Annotated in this window: 18 protein-coding genes and 2 pseudogenes; 18 read left to right on the top strand and 2 right to left on the bottom strand. The window is 48.2% G+C overall.

Going from position 1 to position 24945, the window contains the following annotated elements; genetic code table 11:
• Nucleotides 1-169: 169 nt before the first annotated feature.
• A complete protein-coding gene (locus tag XI25_RS02925; RefSeq protein ID WP_046677291.1) occupies nucleotides 170-1192 on the top strand; it encodes a 2-oxoacid:acceptor oxidoreductase family protein in 1023 nt (340 codons plus the stop codon).
• Nucleotides 1189-3486 (top strand): thiamine pyrophosphate-dependent enzyme, encoded by a 2298-nt coding sequence (locus XI25_RS02930; protein ID WP_046677292.1) that lies wholly within the window; start codon nucleotides 1189-1191, stop codon nucleotides 3484-3486. Before XI25_RS02925 ends, XI25_RS02930 begins: the two co-directional genes overlap by 4 nt.
• Before the next feature lie 77 nt (nucleotides 3487-3563).
• On the opposite strand, the pseudogene XI25_RS02935 reads toward XI25_RS02930, so the two are convergent.
• A pseudogene (locus XI25_RS02935) lies at nucleotides 3564-4308 on the bottom strand (IS30 family transposase).
• 321 nt (nucleotides 4309-4629) lie between these two features.
• Between XI25_RS02935 and XI25_RS02940 the strand changes: the two are divergent.
• The 9 genes and pseudogenes from XI25_RS02940 to XI25_RS34015 form a co-directional block, all read left to right on the top strand.
• Entirely contained in the window at nucleotides 4630-6894 is a 2265-nt protein-coding gene (locus XI25_RS02940; protein WP_046677293.1) for a helix-turn-helix domain-containing protein, read from the top strand.
• A 224-nt stretch (nucleotides 6895-7118) separates the two neighbouring features.
• Nucleotides 7119-8114, top strand: coding sequence for an ABC transporter permease (locus XI25_RS02945; RefSeq protein WP_082112186.1), 996 nt, complete (start codon nucleotides 7119-7121; stop codon nucleotides 8112-8114).
• A gap of 54 nt (nucleotides 8115-8168) precedes the next feature.
• Nucleotides 8169-9068, top strand: a complete 900-nt coding sequence (locus XI25_RS02950; RefSeq protein ID WP_009593409.1) for a carbohydrate ABC transporter permease — start codon at nucleotides 8169-8171, stop codon at nucleotides 9066-9068.
• 132 nt (nucleotides 9069-9200) lie between these two features.
• The gene (locus XI25_RS02955; RefSeq protein ID WP_046677294.1) at nucleotides 9201-10907 is read left to right on the top strand and encodes an ABC transporter substrate-binding protein; all 1707 of its coding nucleotides are present in this window, start codon (nucleotides 9201-9203) and stop codon (nucleotides 10905-10907) included.
• Nucleotides 10908-10989: 82 nt separating this feature from the next.
• Nucleotides 10990-12219 (top strand): alpha-L-fucosidase, encoded by a 1230-nt coding sequence (locus XI25_RS02960; protein WP_046677295.1) that lies wholly within the window; start codon nucleotides 10990-10992, stop codon nucleotides 12217-12219.
• Nucleotides 12220-12367: 148 nt separating this feature from the next.
• The gene (locus XI25_RS02965) at nucleotides 12368-12934 is read left to right on the top strand and encodes an SF0329 family protein (RefSeq protein WP_046677296.1); all 567 of its coding nucleotides are present in this window, start codon (nucleotides 12368-12370) and stop codon (nucleotides 12932-12934) included.
• Nucleotides 12912-13115 carry a class I SAM-dependent methyltransferase gene (locus XI25_RS31825; protein WP_082112187.1) on the top strand — a complete coding sequence of 68 codons (204 nt, stop codon included), beginning with the start codon at nucleotides 12912-12914 and terminating at the stop codon, nucleotides 13113-13115. The genes XI25_RS02965 and XI25_RS31825 overlap by 23 nt, the downstream gene beginning before the upstream one ends.
• Nucleotides 13116-13255: 140 nt before the next feature.
• Nucleotides 13256-14245, top strand: coding sequence for a tRNA dihydrouridine synthase (locus XI25_RS02970; RefSeq protein ID WP_046677297.1), 990 nt, complete (start codon nucleotides 13256-13258; stop codon nucleotides 14243-14245).
• Nucleotides 14246-14311: 66 nt separating this feature from the next.
• Nucleotides 14312-14718: pseudogene (locus XI25_RS34015) on the top strand (5-methyltetrahydropteroyltriglutamate--homocysteine methyltransferase); the annotation flags it as partial.
• A gap of 24 nt (nucleotides 14719-14742) precedes the next feature.
• Here the strand turns inward: XI25_RS34015 and XI25_RS02980 are convergent.
• On the bottom strand, nucleotides 14743-15510 hold the full coding sequence (locus XI25_RS02980; protein ID WP_046677298.1) for a TVP38/TMEM64 family protein: 768 nt from the start codon (nucleotides 15508-15510) through the stop codon (nucleotides 14743-14745).
• Between the two features lie 158 nt (nucleotides 15511-15668).
• Here XI25_RS02980 and XI25_RS02985 point away from each other — a divergent pair, with 158 nt between their 5' ends.
• The 7 genes from XI25_RS02985 (at nucleotide 15669) to XI25_RS03015 (ending at nucleotide 24875) form a co-directional block, all read left to right on the top strand.
• Nucleotides 15669-16361 (top strand): response regulator transcription factor, encoded by a 693-nt coding sequence (locus XI25_RS02985; protein WP_046677299.1) that lies wholly within the window; start codon nucleotides 15669-15671, stop codon nucleotides 16359-16361.
• Complete coding sequence (locus tag XI25_RS02990; protein WP_046677300.1) at nucleotides 16354-17685, top strand: HAMP domain-containing sensor histidine kinase; 1332 nt, start codon at nucleotides 16354-16356, stop codon at nucleotides 17683-17685. The genes XI25_RS02985 and XI25_RS02990 overlap by 8 nt, the downstream gene beginning before the upstream one ends.
• Before the next feature lie 118 nt (nucleotides 17686-17803).
• A complete protein-coding gene (locus XI25_RS02995; RefSeq protein ID WP_235439629.1) occupies nucleotides 17804-21178 on the top strand; it encodes a HEAT repeat domain-containing protein in 3375 nt (1124 codons plus the stop codon).
• Nucleotides 21179-21191: 13 nt separating this feature from the next.
• Entirely contained in the window at nucleotides 21192-22001 is an 810-nt protein-coding gene (locus tag XI25_RS03000) for an AAA family ATPase (protein ID WP_046677301.1), read from the top strand.
• A 240-nt stretch (nucleotides 22002-22241) separates the two neighbouring features.
• Nucleotides 22242-23420, top strand: a complete 1179-nt coding sequence (locus tag XI25_RS03005) for a DUF4317 domain-containing protein (RefSeq protein ID WP_046677302.1) — start codon at nucleotides 22242-22244, stop codon at nucleotides 23418-23420.
• A gap of 76 nt (nucleotides 23421-23496) precedes the next feature.
• The gene (locus tag XI25_RS03010) at nucleotides 23497-23796 is read left to right on the top strand and encodes a hypothetical protein (RefSeq protein ID WP_046677303.1); all 300 of its coding nucleotides are present in this window, start codon (nucleotides 23497-23499) and stop codon (nucleotides 23794-23796) included.
• Nucleotides 23797-23858: 62 nt separating this feature from the next.
• Nucleotides 23859-24875, top strand: a complete 1017-nt coding sequence (locus tag XI25_RS03015; protein ID WP_046677304.1) for a Gfo/Idh/MocA family protein — start codon at nucleotides 23859-23861, stop codon at nucleotides 24873-24875.
• Nucleotides 24876-24945: the final 70 nt, after the last annotated feature.

Here is a 24945-nt window from a genome sequence, read left to right on the forward strand (position 1 = left end):
ATTATAAGATTGCCTCGCAATTGGACTGTTGAAAACAGTATACTCCGCTGCTACAGCCGGGATAGTGATTGGAATCACTATTTTTTACAGCTGTGAGAGTAATCACAAGCCCGGTCCGTTTCCTCTTTTAAACTGGAATTAATGACCTTAGAAGAAATGAGGAGAGAACATGTCGATTTTACCCCGAAAGAATGAACTGGGATTTTTCGAGATCCGTCTCGAATCCATCGGCGGGCTTGGCGCCAATCTGGCCGGAAAAATGCTGGCCGAAGCCGGGGTTACCGGCTCCGGACTTAACGGTTCGAATTTTTCCAGCTATGGTTCGGAGAAAAAAGGGTCGCCGGTGAAGAGTTTCGTAAGGTTCTGCGATCCCGAGGTGGAAATCCGCGATCACAGTCCCATTGAGCAGCCGCATGTCGTCGGCGTATTTCATGAAGCATTGTATAAGACGATAGATGTCATAAGCGGATTACAGCCTGATGGAACGGTGCTTGTGAATACGGCGCGAGACCTTTCCGAAGTGGCCGTTGATCTGAACATGACGCAGGGAACGCTGGCCGTAGTTGATGCGCTGAAAATTTCCGTTGAGGAAAAAACCAAAGTGAATACGGCAATGCTGGGGGCTTTGTTCCGGATTTGCAGCTTCCTAAACCCGGACGATATGCGGCAGGTTATCCGCACAACATTTGAGAAAAAGCTGCCCCACCTCGTGGAAGCGAATTTGCGGACCTTTGACAGAGGATATAACGAAGTCCAGTTCCTTTCCTTGGGAAATGGCTCAGAGCTTATAGACAAAATCGCTTTCGCAAGACCGCAGCCGATTCTTGGATATGAAACGCAGGAGCTGGGCGGGATTCTGAACGTTACGGCGAACAGTGTCTTGAAGGATCTTAGCGGCTCCCGGCAGGGATATTTGCCAGAGTACAAAATAGAGGACTGCATTAACTGTGCCGCCTGCGATACGGTATGTCCGGATTTCTGCATCGTGTGGGAGAAGAAACCGGATAAGCGCGGGAATATGCAGATGTTTATGAAAGGTATCGATTATCAGTATTGCAAAGGCTGCTTGAAGTGTATCGAAGCTTGTCCGACCACCGCTTTGGCTGCCATGTTAGAAGAGCCGCATTATGCGGAGCAGCACCGTGTGCCGCAATCATTTCCCTATTTAACTGCGGAGGGAGTCAGATCATGAATATGCAAATTCAAGAAACAACGGAGAACAAGCTGGCGGCCGCTCAAACGGCAGTCTTCGAATCGGGCAACGAAATGGCTGCCATGGCGGCTGCCCAGATTAACTATCACATTATGGGTTATTTTCCGATTACGCCATCTACGGAAATCGCCCAATATCTTGACATGATGCGTACACGCGGCGAACATGACATCAAGCTGATTCCAGCTGACGGCGAACATGGATCGGCGGGGATTTGCTACGGTGCGGCCGCAGCCGGAGCACGGGTATTCAATGCTACCAGCGCGAATGGTTTCCTGTATATGATCGAACAGCTTCCTGTGCAGGCGGGCACACGTTTCCCGATGGTCATGAATTTGGTGACGCGTGCAGTCAGCGGACCGCTGGATATTCGTGGTGATCATTCGGATCTTTACTACGGTCTGAATACCGGCTGGGTGATTTTGACCGCCCGTTCACCGCAGGCCGTTTATGACATGAATATCATGGCGCTGCGTATCGCGGAACATGAAGACGTACGCCTGCCGGTCATTGTAGCTTATGACGGATTTTTCACATCGCACCAGAAACGCCGGGTACAAATATTTACGAACCGGGAAACCGTTCAGGAGTTTGTAGGGGAAAAGGCGCCTGAATATCCGCATGTGCTGGACGAGAACAACCCAATCGTTGTTGGGGCTTATATGAACGGCGACGATTTGATGAACAACCACTACCAACAGTCAAGCGCCATGTACCGTGCGGGCGAGGTGTTCAAGGAAGTGGCAGAGGAATACGCGGCTTTGTCCGGAAGATCCTATTCGCCGCTTGATCTGTATCGCATGGAAGACGCAGAGGTGGCTTTATTCCTGCTCAATTCGGCGGCCGAATCCTCCAAAGACGTCGTGGATCGGCTGAGGGCGAGAGGAATTAAAGCGGGCGTAATCAGCCCGAATATTCTCCGGCCGTTCCCGGCAAAGGAAATCCGCGAGGCGCTTATAGGTGTCAAAGCACTACTGGTTGGCGAACGCGCTGATTCTTACGGTGCACACGGAGCCAATCTGACCCATGAGGTCAAAGCGGCCCTGCAGGAAATCCGTGGTCCGCAGCCAATTGTGCTGTCACGCATATTTGGACTTGGCGGGAAAGACTATTACGCGGATGACGCGGAAACTTTTTTTGCCTTGACGATCGAGGCAATGGAGCTCGGTTATGCCAAAGTGCCGTTTGATTATTACGGCCAAACACCGGGAGATGAGGAGCAAAGACTGCAGCCGATCATTGCCCCGATGAATGGAGACAGCTTTAAATCTGGCCTGATCACCGTAAAGGTGGATGAAGAGACAAGTAAACTATCCGTTAAAGTGCCGCCGATGCGGGCGCTAGCCGCGAAACCGAAACGGTTTGCTTCCGGCCACGGAGCTTGCCCGGGCTGCGGTATTTTCCCGGCGCTGGAGCTCTTTTTCAAAGGGATTGAAGGCAATGTCGTTACTTTATTCCATACCGGCTGCGCTTATATCACAACAACGGGTTATCCGTATAACTCGCATAAGCAGAGCTTCATTCATAATTTGTTCCAGAACGGACCGGCTACTTTATCCGGCACGGTAGAAGCGTTCCTCGAGAAGAAACGCCGCGGAGAAATCGAAGTTCCAGAGGATTTCACTTTTGTCATGGTGACCGGCGACGGCGGCATGGACATCGGGATGGGTTCGGCCATCGGGACGGCGCTGCGGGGCCATAATCTGATCATTCTGGAATATGATAATGAAGGCTATATGAACACCGGTGCACAGCTTTCGTATTCCACACCATTAGGACATATGACCAGTACGTCCGGTGTCGGCAAACAGCAGCAGGGCAAAGCGTTCCATCATAAAGATACGGTGCAAATGATGGCGGCGGCGCATATTCCGTACGTATTCACGGGGACGGAAGCATTTCCGCAGGATCTTGTGAAAAAGGCGGCGAAAGCGCAGTGGTACGCCCAGAATGTAGGTACCGTTTACGGCAAGCTGCTGATCACATGCCCGCTGAACTGGAAATCGAGCGACAAGGATGGGGAGAACATCGTCCGCGCGGCCGTGAATTCAAACTTCTTCCCACTGTATGAAGTAGAGCAGGGAGAAACGAATATTACGTACGATCCTGAAGCGAAGAAAAAACAGGTACCGCTCAGCGACTGGCTGAAATACATGGGCAAATCAAGACATCTGCTCAAGGAAGAAAACAAAGAAATGCTTGGCGAATTTGAAAAAGAAGTGGAGCGGCGCTGGTCGATTCTGAAAACGAAACACGAGAACCCACTGCTATAAAATATTCAATTCAGCATACTAGGATATACAGCAACGGAGCGGGCATTGTCCCGCTTCTTTTTTTGTTTGACGGATTGTCAAGCTAAGTGCGACAGTTCCTCCATGAAGGCTTCGTGAGCGGACTTCCACCCGAGACATTTGCGGGGGCGGTTGTTCATTAAGCGGATGGCCTCAGCGAGTTGTTCGTCGGTTACGGAGGCAAAGTCATGCCCCTTTGGGAAGAACTCCCGGAGCAGGCCGTTTGCGTTCTCGTTCGACCCCCGTTGCCACGAGGAATACGGGTCTGCAAAGTAGACCTGCACGTCATGAACGGCCTCCAAGGCAGTATAACAAGCAAATTCTTTGCCTCTGTCGGTAGTTGCTGTCAGAAATGCCTCCTGTGGATACTGGCTAGCCATAACTCCGACGGCCACCTCCATGGAGTGAGCGGTGCCGCAGAACTTGAACCTTTCCGCTAGCCACGCGGCCTTGGTAGAGCCAGCGATAGATCGTTTTGAAGCACACGGAAGTCTTGCCCTCCGCTCGGCGTCTCTGTGTAATCTGCTCGGGCGACCACGTCTCCTGCAGCTTAAGATCAATCTCTTCGGCCAGAGAGTCCGTATACTTTCCGGCAGGCACGCTCCGCATTCTCCGCTCCTGATGTGTCTACTGGGCCGTGCAGGCGGTATAAGCTTCGCCTGGCTTTCGGCCACGACTCAGTTCCCGTGCAATGGTAGAAGGATGACGGCCCAACTCACGACCGATCCTCCTGCAGGACCAGCCTAGTCGATGCAAGGTCTCTAGTTGCCCGCGTTCAATTATGCTAAGATGGGAGTAGCTCATGTTGGGTTCTCCTGTGTGAATGGTTGTGTGGTAACTCCCATTTTACACGAAACCCTCATGGGCCTTTGTTTTTTTAGGTGTCGCACTTCATATTACAATCCGTCGTTTCAAATTATTTTGCTGCTTTACGAATGATTCAAGCTTAAGTCCCTTTGATGAATGAAAAAAGGTATGGGCGTATCGTTAGGCTGATATGGGGATCAAAGTTAACGCTGTTTGTCCGGGCAGGGTGCAAATGGCTAGGGAGAACTATAACCTAAGAGGGACTTTTTAAGTTATAATAATTAAAAAAATTATGAAAAAACGTGGGGGAGGTTGATCATGCAGAGATCCTGGTACAAGCGTCTATTGCTCTCCTATATGCCCATTTTTGTTATTGTGATTACCTTTATATTTTTTGTTTTCTTTCAGTTGTTCAGCGAACAGACCCGGCGGGAGGCGCTGAGTGCCAATAAGTCGCTTTCCTTGCAAGCGATGCGCATGGTGGATACCTCTTTGAAGGTTATCGACAATATGATCGTTCTCGAGAGCATCAACAGCAAGGCTTTAAATGATTTTTTTAAATTTTCTGCCGCAAGCGATCCATATATCAATATCCAGGCTGTTCAGAAGCTCAAAGAGATCATTAATTATTATCCCTTGATCGATTCGATTTATCTGGTGAGGAATTCGGACGGCTATGTGCTCAGCAATGCCACGAATGGATACGTAAGTTCATATCCGGATCGTGATTTTATCGAGCAATATCAATTATCGAAAACGCCGAAATGGACAGGCGCGAGAAATTTCGAACAATTTAAAATGAAGGGCGGCAAGCAGGTGGTCAGCCTGGTCAGAGGATCGCCTTACATGAAAAACGACTTAGGTATGATCGTTGTCAATGTGAGCACGGAATCCTTGAACAAGCTTACCCAAGAGATGCTGGATTCCAAGATGAGCTTCATTCAGGTCCAGGATGCTTCCGGAAATCATTTGTTCGGCACCTCGATGGATCGTCCACCATCCCAAGTTAATTCCCAGTATGTATCAAGCTATACGAATTGGAAATATGGGAGTGGTTTGTTAAACAATGGTTTTGTAAGCGCTATCTCTTATCTGTATAACCTTTGGTCTATCATCGGTCTTGGCATGATTGCCATCGGTTTCATATGGATGATCTATGTTTCCAGGCGAAATTCCAAGCCAATTGAGGCGATCGCCGCCCGATTCAGCAGCTATTCGCTTCCGGTGGTGAGCGGAGGCCGGCGGAAGGGGAAGCCGGATGAATTTGCTTTTATTGAATCCGCCTTCGACAACATACTGGAACAATCCAAGGAATATCAAGAGAAATACAGGGAGGACCTCCATGTCAGGACCCGGTATATGTTCCGCCAGCTGATCGAAGGGGACTCGCATCTGTCTATTTCCGAATGGAAATCGGAAGCGGCTCGGCTGAATTTGCCGCAACCGCTGGATCGATATCGTATCCTCATCCTTGAAATCGATAAGTATGGCGATTTCTGCCGGGATTATTCCAAGACCGATCAAGATCTGCTTAAATTCACCCTGCGGACGGTCGTGGATGAGATCGCTTCGAAAAGGGACTGCCGGCTGTGGTCGGAATGGACGTCACCTTCCAATCTGTCCATTATGCTGTTTGAAGAACGGGATCAGGACAAGTTCGAGGAGGCTGTACTGGTCCCGGTTGCAGAACAAATCCTTGCCTGGACGCACCAAAACTTGAAATTTACGATAACGATTGGCATAGGCGGATCCACGGATCAGATTGGCGATATTCCGCAGTCTTACAAAGATGCGATGCAAGCCTTAAAGTATAAAATCGTGCTCGGTGAAAACCGGCTGATCCGAAGCGAGGATATTTCGAGCCATGGCATCGTCGAGGTCTATACGCATTTGGGAGAAATTCGCTCGATCATCCAGTCCTTCAGAATGCTGAAAGAGCATTGGAGTGACAATTACGATAAATGGTTTGAACAGCTGAAGAACAGCTTCCTGACCAATGATGAAATATTCAGCTTAATGAATTACATGATCTATTATATCGGCCGCGAAATGTCGGGACTAGGCAAGGAAATTTACAACAAGTGGATACAGGAAGGATTGCCGAAGCTGACAGTAAAGGTAGACAATTCTTACTCCTTGGAGCAGCTAAGACAGGAAATCAAACAAGTGCTGACGGATCATTATGAACAGATGAAACAGATTCAGGATGGAAACCAATACTCCAATATGATCAGAAACATATGCAGCCTAATCGAGCGCGATTATGCCAATCCGGATCTTTCCCTTGAAATGCTGGGGGACCAGTATCAGCTGAGTGCCAAATATGTAAGTAAACTGTTTAAGGAAAACACCGGACAAAGGTTCGTTGATTTCCTGATCGATATCCGAATGAAGGAAGCGAAGCGGCTGCTGACGGAAACGGATTATTCCGTGCAGGAGATTGCAGAGCGGGTCGGATACGCCTATGCCATTTCGTTTACCCGCGTTTTCAAGAGGACGGCTGGAGTTACCCCGGGCGAATACCGGAATGGCCGGAAGACACAGCAGCGTGGAGAAAATGATTCAGCAGTAGAAAACGGTTAAGGCGGCGATCATGGATCGCTGCCTTTTTTGATTGAGAATGAACCCGTTGTTAAGGCGTTCCGTCCGCCTTGAATGAACCCTGATTCGCTTTCTATGAGGAGGCCCAGGCGAAAATGGTTAGTCGTTTTTATTTTTGTTTCTTGTTGCCGGATGACATTGTTGTATACACTCGGTTTACATCGCAAGGACCTGAAAGTAGAAATGGACGAAAGGAGCTAACCCGCATGCCGAGACTAACCTCTAGGCTTCATACCGAAGCAAGCCTGGAACCGAAACCTCCCATAATATTGAAAGCGCTGCCAGAAGTGAAGAAAGGAAGGCCCAGAGGAAAACAAATTAAGCGTCATTGGCAGTTGTATCTCGTTCTCTTGTTACCCGTTCTGTATTTGATTATTTTCAAATACATACCGATGGCCGGTATTGTAATCGCATTCAAAAATTATAACGTAATCCAGGGAATCTGGGGCAGCGACTGGGTCGGGCTGAAATATTTTCACCAGTTCTTCGATTCGCCGAACTTCTGGCTCTACATTAAGAATACGCTTGGCATTAGCTTCTACGGATTGATTGTAGGCTTTCCCGCACCGATCCTGCTGGCACTCGCGCTGAATGAAATCCGCAACGGCCTATTCAAGAAGACGGTACAGATGGTTTCATATGCCCCTTATTTCATATCTACGGTGATTATGGTTTCGATCATTATCGTTAACTTGACGCCAAATGTGGGGATGATCAGTAAATTTTTCGAGATGTTAGGTATGAGCAATACGAATTTTATGGGTATACCGGGCCTGTTTAAGTCCATTTACGTCTGGTCCGATGTTTGGCAATTTACAGGTTACGGAGCGATTATTTACATCGCAGCACTGTCAGGCGTTAACCCGGAGCTGTACGAATCAGCCAAAGTAGATGGCGCGTCCCGCATCCAAAAGATTCTGAACATCGATATACCAAGGCTTATTCCCGTATCGGTCATTCTGCTCATTCTCAATCTGGGCAACATCATGAAACTAGGATTTGAAAAAATATACCTGATGCAAAATCCGCTTAATTTAAGCACGTCGGAAGTCATATCCACTTATGTGTACAAGGTTGGTTTGCTGGGCTCCAGCTTCAGCTTCTCAACGGCGATCGGTCTCTTCAACTCGGTCATCAATCTTATTCTGCTGGTGTCCGTCAATTACATCGCCAGAAAGCTGTCGAACAGCAGCTTGTGGTAGGCCTGTACTACACAGCCAGTAAACAATAGCAACTTTGGAAAGAGAGGAGACCCTATGTTCAAAAAAGCCGCTATACGTGAATCGAAAGGCGACCGCCTATTCATGTTCTTGATCTATCTGTTCTTGACCCTGGTTCTTATTGCTGTAGCTGTACCATTAATCTACATCGTAAGCTCGTCCTTCAGCTCGCCTCAGGCGGTTACATCGGGCAAGGTTTGGCTGTTTCCCGTAGATTTTACGCTGGACGGCTACAAGGCGGTATTCAATAATCCGCAGATCGGCGTCGGCTATCTGAATTCCCTCTTTTATACCGTTGTCGGCACCCTCATCAATGTAACGCTCACGATTATGCTGGCTTATCCCCTGGCGAAGAAGTCGCTTTACGGCCGCAATTTCTTCATGGTTCTGCTGGTGATCACGATGATGTTCGAAGGAGGACTGATTCCTTATTACCTCGTCGTTAAGAATCTCCATCTGCTGGATACGCGGTGGGCCATGATTTTACCGGGGGCACTGGGGGTATTCCAGGTTATCGTCGCAAGGACGTTTTTCCAAACCACGATTCCCGATGAATTGGCGGAAGCCGCGGAGCTGGACGGATGCAGTGACATCCGGTTCATATTCAGCATTGTCCTGCCGCTGTCTAAACCCATTATTGCGGTCATGACATTGATGTATGCAGTCGGGCATTGGAATGCTTATTTTGATGCACTGATCTTCTTAAGGAATCCTGACTTGTTCCCGCTTCAAATCATTCTCAGAAACATTCTAATTCTGAATTCAGTCGATGCTTCCATGATGGCGGATGTGAGTCAGATGCAGGCGCAGCAGGGGCTCAAGGATTTGCTGAAATATTCCTTGATCGTTGTTGCCAGCTTGCCTGTGCTTATCATATATCCTTTCGTCCAGAAACATTTTGTCAAAGGCGTCATGATCGGCTCGCTAAAGGGCTGATCATGACAGAGCGATAATGGTTTCAAGGAGGTGAGGCTGTACATTATTCAGATACGGCAAAAGCTGGTGGAGGCAAGAGCATAGGAAAGGGCCAAACGCCCGAAATACGGATGAAAACGGGGGGTATATTCGATGGAAAAGAGCATGAAGAAGAAAAACTGGCTAGGTATCATTAGCTGCCTAATGGCTTGCATGCTGCTGCTTAGTGCCTGCGGCGGAACCAATTCCGGCAATCAGTCAGATGGCAAGACGGCCGACAACGGTGCTGCCAATGAAGATTTATTTAATGCCGTTGGTTCCTATCCGATCGTGAAGGAGCCGATGACCATTAAAATGTTCGCGCCTCAGCTTGCGTCAATCGAAAACATGGATACCAACCTATTTACCAAACATCTTGAAGAGAAGACGAACGTCAATATCGCTTGGGACCTTGTACCGGAAAATGCTTTGAACGACCGCAAGCAGCTCATGCTGGCCGGCGGCGATTATCCTGAAGTCATTCTCCAAGGGAATTTGACCAAGGAAGAGCAAATGAAGTATGGGTCGCAGGGCGTGTTTATCCCTCTGAATGATTTGATCGACCAATATGCACCCAATATCAAGAAAGCGATGGAGGATATCCCTTACATGAAAGCCTCCATCACGACTCCGGACGGCAACATCTATGCATTGCCGCAGGTCAATGAATGCTACCATTGTGACAATGCGCTCAAAATGTGGATCAACCAAAAATGGCTCGATAACGTAGGGCTGCCTGTTCCAACGACAACTGACGAATTCTATACTGTGCTGAAAGCGTTCAAAGAGAAGGATCCGAACGGCAACGGCAAACAAGATGAAATCCCGCTGACAGGCTCGGATGAAATGTGGGCAGGCAACGTCTCCGCCTTCCTGATGAACTCGTTTATCCTTGATGATTACGTCGACAAGGGTTCGGGTACGTTCCTCCGCGTCATGGATGGCAAAGTTGATTTTACGGCAAACAAAGAAGAGTGGAAGCAAGGCCTCCTTTATCTGAATCAATTGTACAAAGAGGGATTAATTGATCCCGCAGCCTTTACCCAGAATGTCGATGCTGTTCAGCAAATGGCCAACCGGGAACCGGACAATATTATGGGTACGCTTTCAACGGCATTAATCAGTTATGCTTACAGCATGGATGATAAGGCGCCGCGTCATAAAGACTATATTGCCCTGCCGCCGCTGAAAGGCCCGAATGGTGCGCAGCAGACGCTGAATTTTGCCGGAATCGGAGTCTCGCAATTTGCGATTACGAATAAAGCGACGAAAGAGCAGCAGATTGCCGCCATCCGGTTAGCGGATTATCTATATACGGAAGAAGCGATCCTGTTGCAGGAATATGGCCCTGAAGGCAAAGGGTGGCGGAAAGCTGAATCCGGAGAAAAGGGTATGGATGGAAAGCAGGCTAAATATACAGCTATTCCTATCCCCGACAAAAAGCCGACGCATAATGACGGTTGGGAGCAGATCGGTCCATCACTGAGAACCTACGCTTATCGCGCGTCCTGGACAGCTCCTCAGGATCCGCTCGCTCCAGATGGATACGGTACCCGTCTGAATCAAGTCTCCAAGGAATATGAACCGTATCAATCCAAGGAGCAATATCCAGGGGGATTGTTCATAGCACTTGAAGATGCCGAGCTCGTAGCTCAGATCAAGACGACGCTTGTCGACTACGTGAAATCCAATATGGCCCAGTTTATTACAGGCTCTAAAGATATCAATAAAGAATGGGATGCATATGTGCAAGGGCTGGATGGCATGCAGCTGAACCAGTACCTGGAAATCTATCAAAAGGCATTAGATGCGAGAAAATAACGAAAAATCTGTTCCCTGTACACGGACATTCCTTGTGCAGGGAATGATTTTTTAACCTTTATAGAAAGCAGGTGTATTTTCAATGAATGAACTTGCAAAGCCATCTCCACAGCAGCTGGCATGGCAGGATATGGAGCTGGGCATGTTTTGCCATTTCGGTATGAATACGTTTTGCGATCAGGAATGGGGAGACGGAACCGATTCAGCGGAAATCTTCAATCCGGAGCAGCTTGATGCACGGCAGTGGGCCAGGACCGCAAAACGCGCAGGCTTCAAGTATCTGGTATTGACCGCAAAGCATCATGACGGATTCTGTCTGTGGCCGACGAAAACGACCGATTACTCTGTGAAGTCCAGCCCATGGAAAGACGGCAAAGGGGATGTCGTCCGTGAAGTTGCCGATGCCTGCAGAGAGGAAGGGCTCCAGTTCGGGTTATATCTGTCCCCCTGGGATCGGCATGAAACTTGCTATCCCGATAAAGAGGCTTATGACGATTTTTATGCGGAGCAATTAACGGAGCTTCTGACCGGGTATGGACCGCTGGTCGAAGTATGGTTCGACGGAGCAGGTTCCCAAGGCAGGGAATACGATTGGAAAAGAATCATCGGTCTGATTGATAAATACCAGCCGGATGCAATGGTCTTTAATATGGGGCGCCCAACGATTCGCTGGGTAGGGAATGAAGACGGCGTCGCGCCTTATCCGTGCTGGAATACGGCCACCACGGCGAAGGAGAGCATGTTCACCAGCGATATGATGACCTGGATGGAAGGGACCCCGGCTTGGGTACCGGCTGAATGCGATGTTCCGATCCGCAAACTTCACTGGTTTTGGCATCCTGACGATGAGGCAAGCTTAAGAAGCCTGGAGGAAGTACTGGATATTTATTACCGCTCGGTCGGCCATGGCGCTACGCTGCTTTTGAATATTTCCCCGGACAACCGCGGGCTGCTGCCTGAAGTGGATGTGAAGCGTGTCATCGAATTCGGAGATGAAATCCGCCGTAGATTCGGGCAGCCGGTTGGCCAAACGAGTGGAGAAGGGACCGAGCTGCTGCTGGGCCTTGAGCATATTCAGCCAGTAAATCATGTAATCATCATGGAAGACATTGCCCATGGGGAGCGTGTGCGTGAATATGTGCTCGAAGCATTCAGCCATGGCGAATGGAAGGAGCTTGTACGTGGAAGTGCGATCGGGCATAAAAAAATCGACCGGTTCGACACCGTCGAAACCGATCAATTGCGTGTCAGAATCCTTTCCAGTGTGGAGAAGCCTTTGATCCGCAATTTGGCTGCATATCACGTGGAATGAAATTAGTAAAACCAAGAACAGACTGCCACGGCAGTCTGTTTTTGTTATTTAATGTTATGGGTTGTTTTTTGGCAGGGGGTTATTCATACTGAAAAAGATGTGCAGATTGATCCCGCGCCCCTCAGGGTTTGAAAACATAGGAGGAACCATGTCCTGGAGCAAATTGAAACAACAGCTGGAGAGCTTTCTCAGTCCTGCATTAGCTGGAAGAGTTGAATATCGCGCAACCGGTTATCGTTATTTACCTGATAAGGCAGGGCTTTGTTATATTTCGGTAGATAAAAAGAACATACTCCATATGAGTGATAAAACCAGCTCCATAAGGTGGTATCAAACGGAGCTGGAAATTAAGAATGATCCCCATATCCAAATTCCGATCAGCGACGATGAATTGGAAGCCGTCAGAAAGGAAACCAAAGGGACCGTTCCAGAGGATCGTCTCAACGTCATTGCAAGAAATAGAAAAGTATCCGTACTGGCAAAGGAGCTTTTGTCAGCACAGGCTGCATTAAGCAAATCCAATTTTGTCGCTACAGCGAATAAGTTCTTATCTACTTCTATAGAAGAAAGCATGGAGAGCGATGATATCTTATTGAATATTCTAGCTTTGGTAGATAGGCGGGTTGGCAAAAAGCGGATTGTAAACATGGCAGACAGGATGAAGCTAAAGCATCCGATTGTGCAATATTTTTATGAACTGCGGCGCCGTGCGTGATGAGCATGAATCATTTTCGTTGAAAGAATCATATTGCACTTACTCATGGTTACAAGAATCGGCCCGTCATTTCCCCAATAAAAATGTGCTGAAACAAATGTTATTGGAAGCGGGATTTTCCAAGGTAGATGTAAAAAGCTATAGTGAAGGTGTCGCGGCAATGCATAAGGCGATAAAATAAGTGTCTACGATTAACATATACTGCCGTTGATTTACGTTGCTTAAACATGCTATAAGTGAGAAAAAGCAAGGACATGAACAGGTTGTATTTACTATTTTGGGATAAAGATTTGTCCTGGTATGTATAGAGGAGTATTGGATATGACAGATAATTTCTGGCGTGATTTACCGCGGCCTTTCTTTATACTGGCGCCCATGGAAGATGTGACGGATGTTGTGTTTCGTCATGTCGTAAGTGAAGCAGCTAGACCGGATGTGTTTTTTACGGAGTTTGCGAATACAGAGAGCTATTGTCACCCGGATGGGAACCACAGTGTGCGCGGACGTTTGACTTTTACAGAGGATGAACAGCCCATGGTAGCCCATATCTGGGGAGATAAGCCCGAATACTTTCGTCAAATGAGTATCGGCATGGCGAAAGAAGGGTTTAAAGGCATCGATATTAATATGGGTTGTCCTGTAGCGAATGTAGCCGAGAATGGGAAGGGAAGCGGCTTGATCTGCCGTCCCGACATTGCAGCGGAACTTATCCAGGCGGCCAAAGCCGGGGGATTGCCCGTCAGTGTAAAAACAAGGCTCGGTTTTAGCAGCGTAGACGAATGGCGCGACTGGTTAACCCATATTTTGAAACAAGACATTGTGAATCTTTCCATTCATCTGCGGACAAGAGAGGAAATGAGTAAAGTCGACGCGCATTGGGAACTGATTCCGGAGATTAAGAAACTTCGTGATGAGGTGGCACCCGATACGCTTCTAACCATTAACGGGGATATTCCTGACCGTCAGACCGGCCTCCAGCTCGCTGAACAATACGGTGTGGATGGAATTATGATTGGGCGCGGTATTTTTCATAATCCGTTTGCTTTTGAGAAGGAGCCGAAGGATCATAGCAGTGAGGAATTGCTTGATCTGCTTCGGCTGCATCTGGATCTCCATGATCAGTATTCAGCACTGGAGCCACGTTCATTCAGACCCCTTGCCCGCTTCTTCAAAATCTATGTCCGTGGATTCCGAGGGGCAAGTGAATTAAGAAATAGTTTAATGAACGCCAAATCAACAAGTGAAGTACGTGCGTTGCTCGATGAATTTGGAAGCAAGGATCATGATGAGGCAGATGAACGCGGAAATTAAATGGACAGTCAATAACATTTTTGAAAAACATGGCCGACTTGGCTGTGTTTTTTCTTTTGGAAAATCCATAACCTGTCGGTTATTACGAACGGCGAATTCTCCAAATCGATGTGGCATCTGGATTTTGTATGGGGCTTTGGCGGAGTTGAGCGTTATATCGCGGACCATGGCTACTTTTTCCGGGATGTGGACGGAACCTCGAAATATGAAACACGCAAAGATATTGGCCTGGCATTACTGGCAAACTGAGCGGAAAGAATCATCATTTTATCGGGCTGTTTAAACAGCTGCAAGAAACGGCTGTCGACCAGCAAACGAAACTTTGCGTACCGTCTCCTTCCCATATTTTCGGTGAACTTTCCTGGTCCGATAACATTGGCGGCACGGATGCTGTTTATCAGAACAAACAAGAGCTCAAAGCGGGTCTTGTGAGCGCGTATAAGGAATTCGTGGCGGAATTCGCTGCGGCAGGATGATGGTTTCTTGTATATCTTGTATTATCCTTTTTTGGTCACCAAATCTTTACTCTTTGCTAAGCTGGGCATTGCCTTGGGTTTGGCAGAAGGACTTGTCCCTTTCGATTTCTCCATTTTGGAGAACAAGTTCATCAATTTATCTTTATAGATATATCCGAGTACGAAACCAATAACGGCAATGACGGATATGATAATGGCGATGCTGTATTGTTGCATATGAATTGTGGACCCTACCGCGGCAGAGGCAATAATCCATGGCAGACGACCAACCAGAAGTATCGTGAAGAATCTTAAAGAACTCATGGATGTAAGAGCGGCAACAAATACGAGCATGTCTTTCGGCAAACCGGGAATCACGAACAAGATAAACAAAAAGGCAGAGAACTTCTTCTCATCATGAATAAACGACATCCACTTATAGTCTTTCTTTTGCAGCAATCGCGCAATAAAATTGCGACCGATAAAACGAGTGAAATAAAAAGCAATCGCTGAGCCCAATACCAAGCCTACTGTAGTATAGAATGACCCAAGCGTAACCCCATAGATATATCCGCCTGCAACCTGTACCACTTCTCCCGGAATAGGCGCAACCACGATCTGAAGGATCTGGAATAAAATAAACATGACCGGACCCCAATGTCCCGTTGAATGAATATACGCTCTGAAATTGTCCATGGACGACACGATTTTAATAATGGCAGGAGAATAGTAGACCAGTAAACCAATGGACAAAATCGTTAACAGACCCAACAGTATTTTCATGACTGTTTTTCTCGAAAGTTGTGGCATAGCTGATGACTCCTTTGCGTTATGACCTTTACTGACTACAGTATAAAACTAAAACATGAAGAGTCACCTATATAACTTCTGAAGAATTCTTAAGTCGATTGTATCTGCTGGTAGTGGCTACTAACGCATATTATACTGAAATTGGACGGAGGGATCGGATGAACAAGCAAATTTTAATTGCTGACGATAACAGTGAGATTCGTGAAATCGTAAAGATTTTGTTAGAAAGCGAGAATTATGAAGTCATTGAAGCGGTAGATGGTCAGGATGCAATTGATAAAGTGAATGAAGAGACGGATCTCATTATCTTGGATATGATGATGCCGAATAAATCGGGGCTGAAGGCGTGTCTGGAGATTCGTGAAAAAACAAGTGCTCCGATCCTGTTTCTCACAGCTAAAACGCAGGATTCGGACAAACAATTGGCCTTCTCCTCCGGGAGTGATGATTTTTTGTCCAAACCCTTTTCCTATACAGAACTCGTTGCAAGGGTAAAGGCATTGCTTCGAAGGTATTATGTGTATCGTGGCAAGGAGAAGACGGAAGAAGCGGACCAAATCATCATTAAGGATCTTACGGTCCATCAGGATTCCAAGACTGTTTTTGTTGGGGAGAAGGAAGTGGCTTTAACCGAAATTGAATACCAGATCTTGTTGCTGCTAGCGAAGAAACGGCGAAAGGTATTTTCGGCGGAAAACATATATGAGAGTGTCTGGGGGCAGCCCTACTTTTATACGTGCAATAACACGGTTATGGTTCACATTCGCAATTTGAGAAGCAAGCTGGAGGACGACCCACAGAACCCTGAATATGTGAAGACCGTTTGGGGGAAGGGGTACAAAATTGAATAGATTGCTAATGGGGAAAAAGCTGAAGATCAAATTGGTGCTGGCGGCTATGATTTCTTTGGTCATTTCCATAAGTACATTCGTTATTTTAGAAGTTGTTGGCGAGACAGTACTGGATAATTACTTAAGCAAATCCACTTTTGTAGAGAACAGGCAGCAAGATGCGCTTGACCGATTCGAAACATTTGTGAATAGCCAGAACGTGTCAACTTCTGATCATGAGCAATTGTCCGCATGGATAAGTGAGGAACGATACTTAAGTCTGTATATTTTTGCAAAAGATAAATTGATCTATTCCTCTAATACCGGGATTGATTCTGCGATCAATGAAGAGCTTTTGACCCAATTGGTACCATCGAAAATGCCCATCAAGACGATTAGTTTCGCGGATCAGGATGCCCAGATATATCTGGTCGGCTATTATGAGTATCAATACTATAACCGCATTCTGATTATTGGTGTTTTCGTCGCGGCTGTTGTGTTCATCGTTTCCTTTCTACTCATTATTAACAGGAAAACATCATATATTGGCAGGCTTGAACAAGAGATTAAGATACTCGAAGGTGGAAATTTGGATTATTCGATTACGATATCGGGAAAGGATGAACTGTCGTCTTTGGCCCAAAGTATTGATGAGATGAGAAAATCATTTATTGAGCGACTCGGCAGCGAGGAGAGGGTGAGGATAGCCAATCGTGAATTGATTACTTCAATTTCCCATGACCTCCGTACCCCGCTTACGATTCTGTTGGGATATATGGACATTATAGAACTCAACAAATATGAGACCCAGGAGGATTTATTGAAGTATATTTATAACAGCAGGGAGAAAGCTTATCAGATCAAGGCACTGTCGGACAAACTATTTGAATATTTTACGGTATCCTCTGCTGCCGAAGAAGAGGAAGTGGAATTTGATATCTATGAGGGCGGAGCGCTTATCGATCAACTCATTGATGAACAACTGGTCGTTTTGGATGATATCGATGTGCAGATTCAGGCCAATTCTAATCATAAGAAATTTCTGCTGGAAATCAATCTGGTCGCCATTCGCCGTGTATTCGATAACATATTTTCAAATATTCGAAAATACGCCGATCCATCAGAGCCCGTTCAGATTAGGGTCTACTTGAAGCAGCAGTGGGTCTTTCTTGTTGTAGAGAATAAGATTAAACCTGCCGGCAAAAAGAAAGACAGCAACGAAATCGGGCTCGTTAGTTGTCAGAAAATGATACAGCAGCACAATGGAACGTTGACGGTATCTCAGGAAAAAGATATCTTTTCGCTACAAATCACGCTGCCAATCATCTTAAATAAAGCGGGGTAGAGCACCGGGAATGCAGATGAGGCTCACTTCCGATCTATCACTTTCATGATCATCCAACTACTCTACAATCAGCCACGAAGAAATTTTGATCAGTTATAAGTATACGAGGGGAGACGAAATGATGACATATAACAATGATGTGACGAACAAAGAGCAATTGCTCATGGAGCTGGACTCGCTTAGTTATTCGGACAGGATGAAGCGGATAGCGCTTCTGGGGCGCCAGCATAAAGGAGATGCGGATTATTCCGCGCTGCTCGTATCCTTGCTCGAAAGCGGCACCGCCTATGAGGCGCATTTGGCATTGACTGGTGCGGGTGTAGTGAATGATGCTCGTGCGGTTTTGTTTGCCCTGAAGCATTCCAAGTCAGGAGTTAGGAGCCGGGCAGCCGGATTACTGCCGGAAGTGGTGACAGATCCGGACTTTTCGGTTGAATCCGAAATCGCCCTGATGTCGTATCATTGCCGCCGCCAATTGCTGCGGAGCATCGTGAATACATATCGTCAGGATTGGGCGGAACGTCTGCTGCCGCTCGTGCTTGACCGGTGGGGGGCACAAGAAGCGTCCTTATTATTGGCGGTGTGCAGCGAAGAAACGGTTCGCAGCAGGCTTCCTGAGCTGGGGTATGCGTTACGCAATTGGCGGCTCCTAACGAAGTACTATCCCGATCTGGTTGCAGCGTATTTCAAGAATGCTTTGCAGAACGCAACGCATCGGGAAAAGGTCAATGTATGGTGGACGCTCTCATCGGCGATTGAAGTACTGAGTGTTACAAGACCGGCGATCGTGTTGGAATGTGCGCTTACGCTTGGGCCGACGGATATGATCCATCCTGTGCTCAAGCAGCAATTGGGCATTCTGATTCAGGCCAGACCTGAGGACGTATTCGAACTGCTGACGCGTGAGGAGACACGGGAATATCTTTTGAATCATGGCGTTCCGGAAGGCGTTTTGAAAAAGAGAAGATGGTTCACCACAGCGCAGTGGACCACGCTGACTACCTTGCTCGCAGATCAGCCCGTACATGCAGCCAAGGTGCTGGATACCCTTGCGCCGTCGCGCCGCGAAGCGATGTTTGATGCCGCTTATAAGGAAGACGAGCGGAAGACGCGCATTTTCCCTATGCCGCTGCTGGATGTACTGCCGCATCGACTGCGCGACAAGGAAGCTGCCCGCATGCTGGAACTTCGCGACATTCGTGATCATCGGGACGAAATGCTCGAAACGACGGCGCGCCTTTTGATCGTCCATGCGCGGGAGAAGCTGGAGCAAGCCGTCCAGGTGTCTAATAGCGATGAGCGTGCTGCGGCCTATGCCCACCTTGTTCGGAGTACAGCGCTGTCCCGAAGCGGAATGGATGAGACGCTGCGTTTCCTGACTCGAATCAAAAACGACCAGGATCCGGTGCGCTGGGCTGTTATGGCCGAACTCTCAAACTGTCCTGCTCCCATGTTTAAAAAAGAGCATGTGAACGATCTGACCGTGCTGGTGGATAGCGTGGTTGAAGCCAGGGACACTTCATACGGGACAAGGTCCGCCACGGAGCAACTGGCTTTTGCCATACTGCGTGAACATGCATTGGAGCCGAAGGGCGATCTGTTCAAGTTCGCTTTGAGAACGTTTGGAAGATTGACGATGCGGGACGGTCAGTTTGCGTTGTTCTCCATGGATTGGGATAGCATACCAAGTTCTGCACTGGAAGCGTTGTTCGATGAGATTTACGCCTTTGGCGTAGAAGCGAACAAGCGCGAAAACGTCAATGTGGTCCTGCGTATGGCTGATTTGTTCGGGAAAGCCGTGGATCGATTGCCAAAGCTTCAACTTCTGCTGGAGGAACTGCTGAAGGCTAAAACGGTATCGCCGCAGGCGGTCCATTATTGGCTGGCACCGTATGGAACCCGGGATGCGAGGGTGAGGGAACTGCTGGACAGAGACCCATCCTTCATCTCATTCCACGACGTATTTATGCATCTGCATCTGAAGCGTCAGGAGTGGCTTACCCCGTTCATCTCGGGGCAAATCATCAAAGGCAAGCATCTATCGGGAAAAACGATTTATGTTGTGCCCGCCCATAACGGGTTTCACCGGTGGCTGCCGCGTCAGCAAAAGGCATTAGCTTCCCTGCTGGAACGGGTGGCATTGGATGCCAAACGAAGTTTCCATGAACGTGCAGCGGCAATGCGGAGTTTGGCCGTCATGCCGGATTATGGTTCCGATCAACTGGAGGTCCTGCTGCAGGATCAGGAAGTGCATGTCGTCGAGGCAGCGCTTTACGCCTATTCGTTATGGGAAGAGCCGGAGAAGGCACTTCCTGTATTGCTGGGCAACCTGGATGGAGACCGTGCTCGAGTCGCCATGTACTCGATCCCCAGATGTTTGCGTAGGGTAAGCCCGGTCTTGTTGACGTCCATGCTGTCGGACCTGCTGAACCGGGAGAAATTGAAAATCACGGTCAGAAAAGAGGCCATCCGGCTGCTTGGGGCTTATAAAAACAGCGAGAGCATGGCGCTTCTTATCCGTGAATACGAGAAACCGAATGTACACAAAGACGTGATGATCGCCATAGGTCACGCTGCCAGACAATGGCTCGATGATGAACGCAGCTGGACGATGATGCGTGCCATGGCTGCTTCTCCGCAGCGCGATATCGCAAGAAGCTTGCTTAACCAGTATGCTGGTGGGCTTCCCGTGGAGGCTCGGCCAAGGTATTTGCAGTTGATTATCGAGATCGCAGGGCATGCTGATCCAGTTGTGGCAATAGAGGCTTTCCAAGCCATGAGCCTTTGGGTGAATGGAAGTGAGGAGAAGGTAGCGGCTTCCGCCAGCAGAACGATTCTTGATTTGGAGGATAACGCCAGATGGAAGGCCGCGATGGATACCCTCATTGTGGCCTGCCGTGACGGAAAGGTGAATGATCGGGTCATCGGCGTTTGCACACAATTGGCCGACATGGAGACGAAGGCCGAATGGAATGCTGCCCCGGAGAGAGACCTTCCAGAGCGGCAGCGTCTGATGGCATTGATTGACAAGCTGACCTCGTTGCCTCCCAATGCAAGGCGGGTGCTCGTTCCTTTATATACGGGCATGATCGATGCTCTTAAATCCCAAGAAACCCTGAGATCAGCCGTGATCAAGTTGTATTTGGCGATGGTGGAATGGAACCAGGCGGATCAGGCTGCGCTGCATTTGGACCCTGTGATTCAAATGGTGAACACGCATCCGCATCTGTTGGATTACGCCTACAGACAGATCGCTCGGGCAGCCGATGCCAGCCAGGCGTATTGGAGACCGGAGGCGATTCTGGACCTGGTGGACCATTTGAGAGATCGGCAGCCGTTTGCGGCCCAATATATCGGCCTTTCTTTGCTGAAGGTTGCGGGAACGTACCTTTTGTGGAACCAGGCTTGTACCGACCGTTTAAGAGCGTACCGGAATCATGAACATGAGGCGATTCGTCTGGCGGCTCTGGATATATGGACGGTGCTTGAATGAGGTGAGCGAGACGATGCTATATCTAAGTAACTTCAAACTCTCTTCTACCATTTCCAGCAACCCGAATATCTATCCCGATCATGTGTTCAGGCACATTGCAGGGGAAGTTTTGCTGTTTGATCGAATCACGGTATTATACGGCAGTAATGGCTCCGGCAAATCCACCTTGCTGAATCTAATCGCCAACAAATTGGGAATCGCGGGCGCTGAGCGAATGACAAGTTATGGTCACAACGTGTACGCGCAGCGGTTTATCGAGGAAAGCAGCTACCAACTCGGGCATGATGAACAGGAGCGTCCCATATATAAGCTTCCCGACGGGAGCCGGTACATCAAGTCAGAGGATCTGTTGTATGAAATCAAGAAAATACAGCAGGAAAGCGTGCTCCGCGAAGGGCTGCTGCATGAGCAGTTCGTTCAGGGAAAGAGCAAGGCCGAGGTAGAAGAGCTGGAGCAGTCGTATGAATTCAAGAAGAAGATGGACATCCTTCAATTCGCTCAGGAGGAGTATTCGAACGGGGAGACCTCGATGCAATTTTTTGAGGAAAATTTGCTTCCCAGGCAACTGTATTTACTGGATGAACCGGAAACGTCTCTTTCTCCGGCGAATCAAATCAAGCTGGCCGAGCAAATGAACGATCTGGCGCGTTATTTTGACAGTCAATTTATTATGGCTACGCACTCTCCCTTTGTTCTGGGTACGCTTCAGGCGAAGATCTACAATCTCGATGCCAAGATTTTGCAAACGGCAGAATGGTTTGAACTGGACAATATAAAATTCTCTTACCGATTTTTTCATAAACATCAAAGATTGTTTGAATGAATAGGTTTGAGTTTCCGCAAAGAGGTATCCTTGGAGTAAGGATATCTCTTTTTGGTATGGGTTCCCACAAAGGTATGTACTCGACTCAGGTATTTAAATATGCCACAATAGAGGATCAGGTGCACAGGAGAATTGACCCTAAGCACAGCAATGCAAGCCGCAAGATCGCTTACCCATTTACGTTCCAATAACTTATACTAAATAGGCCAGAAATATATCTAAGGAGCTGCCGAATTCCATATGAACAAAAAAGAAGTCGCCAATATACGCAAGCAATTTAAGCTGGATCATGATTTACTGAATATTTACGATATTCTCAATGTCTATATTACGAAGGAAACGAATGAAATCTATCACTGGGAGCGCCTGCCGTTCGAACTGGTGGATCGGGAGAAGCAAGAGTTATACATGGGTAACTTTAAAAAACTGCTGACCGGCGAACTGGATCAAAAATTGTTCGAATTGAGGTTCCAGGAAGCAGCGGAGGAACCGGCGCAGGTACTGCTTCACCAAGCTCTCGTGTCGGGTGATCCGGAAGAATGGCAGGACTTGATGCTGATGCTGGTGGATCGAATGCTGAAGGATGTCCAATATGAGCGGGATATGGTGGTCACGTTCGTTCGGGGACAGTATTATTTGCCGACCAAGGCGAGAAACGATGAAGCGGAAGAGAGTGAGAAGAACGAGGTGTTCGCTCATCCGTTCATTTTATGCAGCGTGAATTCTACGGAGAAACAACGGAAGACGCTCTTGTTCGATTATGTGGAGCGGGAGTTCAAATACAACGTCATTGTAGATCCGATTATCAAGTTAAGTGCGCCGGAGCAAGGATTCCTGTACCCTAGCGTGACGGACAATTATTCCGATGTGAATCGGATTTTGTATTGTACGGGAAAATCGAATTTCCCGGATCCGCATTTTGTCGAACAGGTCTTGAACGGAGAAAGATCCGTGACGGCACTTGAAGAGCGAGCGATCTTCGAAGATATCGTCAAGGAAGTGGCCGGCGAACAGCTCGATTCAGCCACCATTGCCCAGGTTTACGAGGAAATCAACCGGGTGATCGAAATGAACGAAGAGACGAAGCAGGAAGAACCTCCGAAGCTGGATTATAAAGATCTGGAGCGCGTACTGAACGCAAGCGGCGTAGAGGACGTGACGACCGAGAAGGTGGAGCGGGCATTCGAAACCATCGTGGACGACAAGAACTATGAAATGAAAGCAACCAGCGTCATCCCGAAGTATACTTCCAAATCCATTAAGATCGAAACCAAGGTAGCTACGATTTCGGTGAGCCCGCAGGATTTAAGGTATGTCAAACAGGTGACTTTCCAAGGTAAACGCTGCATCATGATTGAAGTCGATGAGGATGTCGCGATTGAAGGGTTTACGCTAGCTTCAGAGACGCTTTTAAGTTAAATCAGTTCCATTTCAGACAAGAACAGGTATCGTACGTACCCAATAAAAAGCACTAGCGCAACAGGAGATGACTTCGATGAACAAAATGCTTTTGGTCTTGATTACGGCCGCAACCATGCTGACGGCTTGCCAATCGAACCAGGCGGATACCGGGAATGCCACAGGCAATAACGAACAATCCGCACAGACCGAGACGGCGCAGCAAAACAACGAACCAGCCGAGGAAAGCCTAAACCACGGCGAGTGGTCTGCACTTCCCGAATATGACGTGATTGTTCGAAATATTGATTCGCAAGATTATTCCTTTCGAACGGTAACCGATAACGAAAACGTGCCTTTATCAGCATATCTGAGTGTACGGGCAGCAGCGCCTTGATCTATAATAGGGGACGTGCATGCAATGGTAAAATTCAATTACGAATGGAATAAGAGAACAGGATGATCAAACAAAAAATGGCCGTAATCGGCTTAGGGCATATGGGCCGGCATATGATTCACCGCTTACTGCCCCAATATGCAGAGAAGATCGAATTGGTCGCCATTTGCGACAGTGATGAATCCAGTCTGCACCGGGAAGTCGCAGAAGCAGGGATTCGTCCACGGTTGTACACCGACTATCGCCAGCTGCTGGACGAGGTGACGCTTGACCTGGTATATATCGCGGTTCCGCCGTCCCTGCATTATGACGTGGCCCGGATCGCATTTGAGAAAGGCATCCACGTCTTCTGCGAGAAGCCGCTGGCCAATAGCTTGACCGAAGCCCGGAGTCTGGTGGAGCTGGCCGAGAAGGCCCATGTGCTCCATGCGGTTCATTTCTCGCTTCCGCTTGACCCGGCTGTTCTGAAGCTGCAGAGATTGCTTGAGGAGCAGGTGATCGGCCGGATCCAAAGAATGGATCTATACCTGGAGTTTCCGCAGTGGCCGAGGGCCTGGCAGCAGAATCCATGGATCGCGTCAAGACAACAGGGCGGATATCTGCTGGAGGTCGGCATTCACTGGATCCAGATGATCCAGCAGGTGTTCGGGCCGATTACGCATGTGAAGAGCGAGATCGAGTTTCCGCCGGATTCGAATCAGTCTGAAAGCCGTGTCCAGGCCGTTCTCAAATTACATAATGAAATCGAGATTCACCTATCGGGAACCGACCAACGGGAAGGGGAGGAGCGTGTCTCCCTGGTGGTCTACGGTGAGGAAGGAACCTTGGCATTAGAGAACTGGCGCAACCTGTACCGAAGCGGCAAAGATACCGGCCTACAGCCTGTGCCTGTGGACGACGTCGTCAGCCCGCTGCCGATCCTGAAGCAAATCATTCAGATTTTGAACGGAGAGTCCGGTCTCATTTATGATTTCCATGACGGGTATAACGCGCAGGTTGTTTTGGAAGCCCTGCGTAAGCCGGGTGAGGGTTTTAGGGATGTAAGGCCTCAATTGTTAGGGGATAAGAGATCATTTTGAACGCAAAAAGCAAAGGCCGGGACCTCGTCAGTAATGGTGGGGTCTTCAAATATTAATCCGTTGACTTCAA

Source organism: Paenibacillus sp. DMB20, assembly GCF_000987955.1.
Taxonomy (GTDB): Bacteria; Bacillota; Bacilli; order Paenibacillales; family Paenibacillaceae; genus Paenibacillus_AQ.

Coding starts and splice junctions, on each gene's coding strand:
- XI25_RS03015 (WP_046677304.1), top strand. CDS start 23,859: ATGATCAAACAAAAAATGGCCGTAATCGGCTTAGGGCATATGGGCCGG.
- XI25_RS02995 (WP_235439629.1), top strand. CDS start 17,804: ATGATGACATATAACAATGATGTGACGAACAAAGAGCAATTGCTCATG.
- XI25_RS02970 (WP_046677297.1), top strand. CDS start 13,256: ATGACAGATAATTTCTGGCGTGATTTACCGCGGCCTTTCTTTATACTG.
- XI25_RS02925 (WP_046677291.1), top strand. CDS start 170: ATGTCGATTTTACCCCGAAAGAATGAACTGGGATTTTTCGAGATCCGT.
- XI25_RS03010 (WP_046677303.1), top strand. CDS start 23,497: ATGAACAAAATGCTTTTGGTCTTGATTACGGCCGCAACCATGCTGACG.
- XI25_RS02950 (WP_009593409.1), top strand. CDS start 8,169: ATGTTCAAAAAAGCCGCTATACGTGAATCGAAAGGCGACCGCCTATTC.
- XI25_RS02960 (WP_046677295.1), top strand. CDS start 10,990: ATGAATGAACTTGCAAAGCCATCTCCACAGCAGCTGGCATGGCAGGAT.
- XI25_RS02955 (WP_046677294.1), top strand. CDS start 9,201: ATGGAAAAGAGCATGAAGAAGAAAAACTGGCTAGGTATCATTAGCTGC.
- XI25_RS02985 (WP_046677299.1), top strand. CDS start 15,669: ATGAACAAGCAAATTTTAATTGCTGACGATAACAGTGAGATTCGTGAA.
- XI25_RS02980 (WP_046677298.1), bottom strand. CDS start 15,510: ATGCCACAACTTTCGAGAAAAACAGTCATGAAAATACTGTTGGGTCTG.
- XI25_RS02965 (WP_046677296.1), top strand. CDS start 12,368: ATGTCCTGGAGCAAATTGAAACAACAGCTGGAGAGCTTTCTCAGTCCT.
- XI25_RS02940 (WP_046677293.1), top strand. CDS start 4,630: ATGCAGAGATCCTGGTACAAGCGTCTATTGCTCTCCTATATGCCCATT.
- XI25_RS02945 (WP_082112186.1), top strand. CDS start 7,119: ATGCCGAGACTAACCTCTAGGCTTCATACCGAAGCAAGCCTGGAACCG.
- XI25_RS03000 (WP_046677301.1), top strand. CDS start 21,192: ATGCTATATCTAAGTAACTTCAAACTCTCTTCTACCATTTCCAGCAAC.
- XI25_RS31825 (WP_082112187.1), top strand. CDS start 12,912: ATGAACTGCGGCGCCGTGCGTGATGAGCATGAATCATTTTCGTTGAAA.
- XI25_RS03005 (WP_046677302.1), top strand. CDS start 22,242: ATGAACAAAAAAGAAGTCGCCAATATACGCAAGCAATTTAAGCTGGAT.
- XI25_RS02930 (WP_046677292.1), top strand. CDS start 1,189: ATGAATATGCAAATTCAAGAAACAACGGAGAACAAGCTGGCGGCCGCT.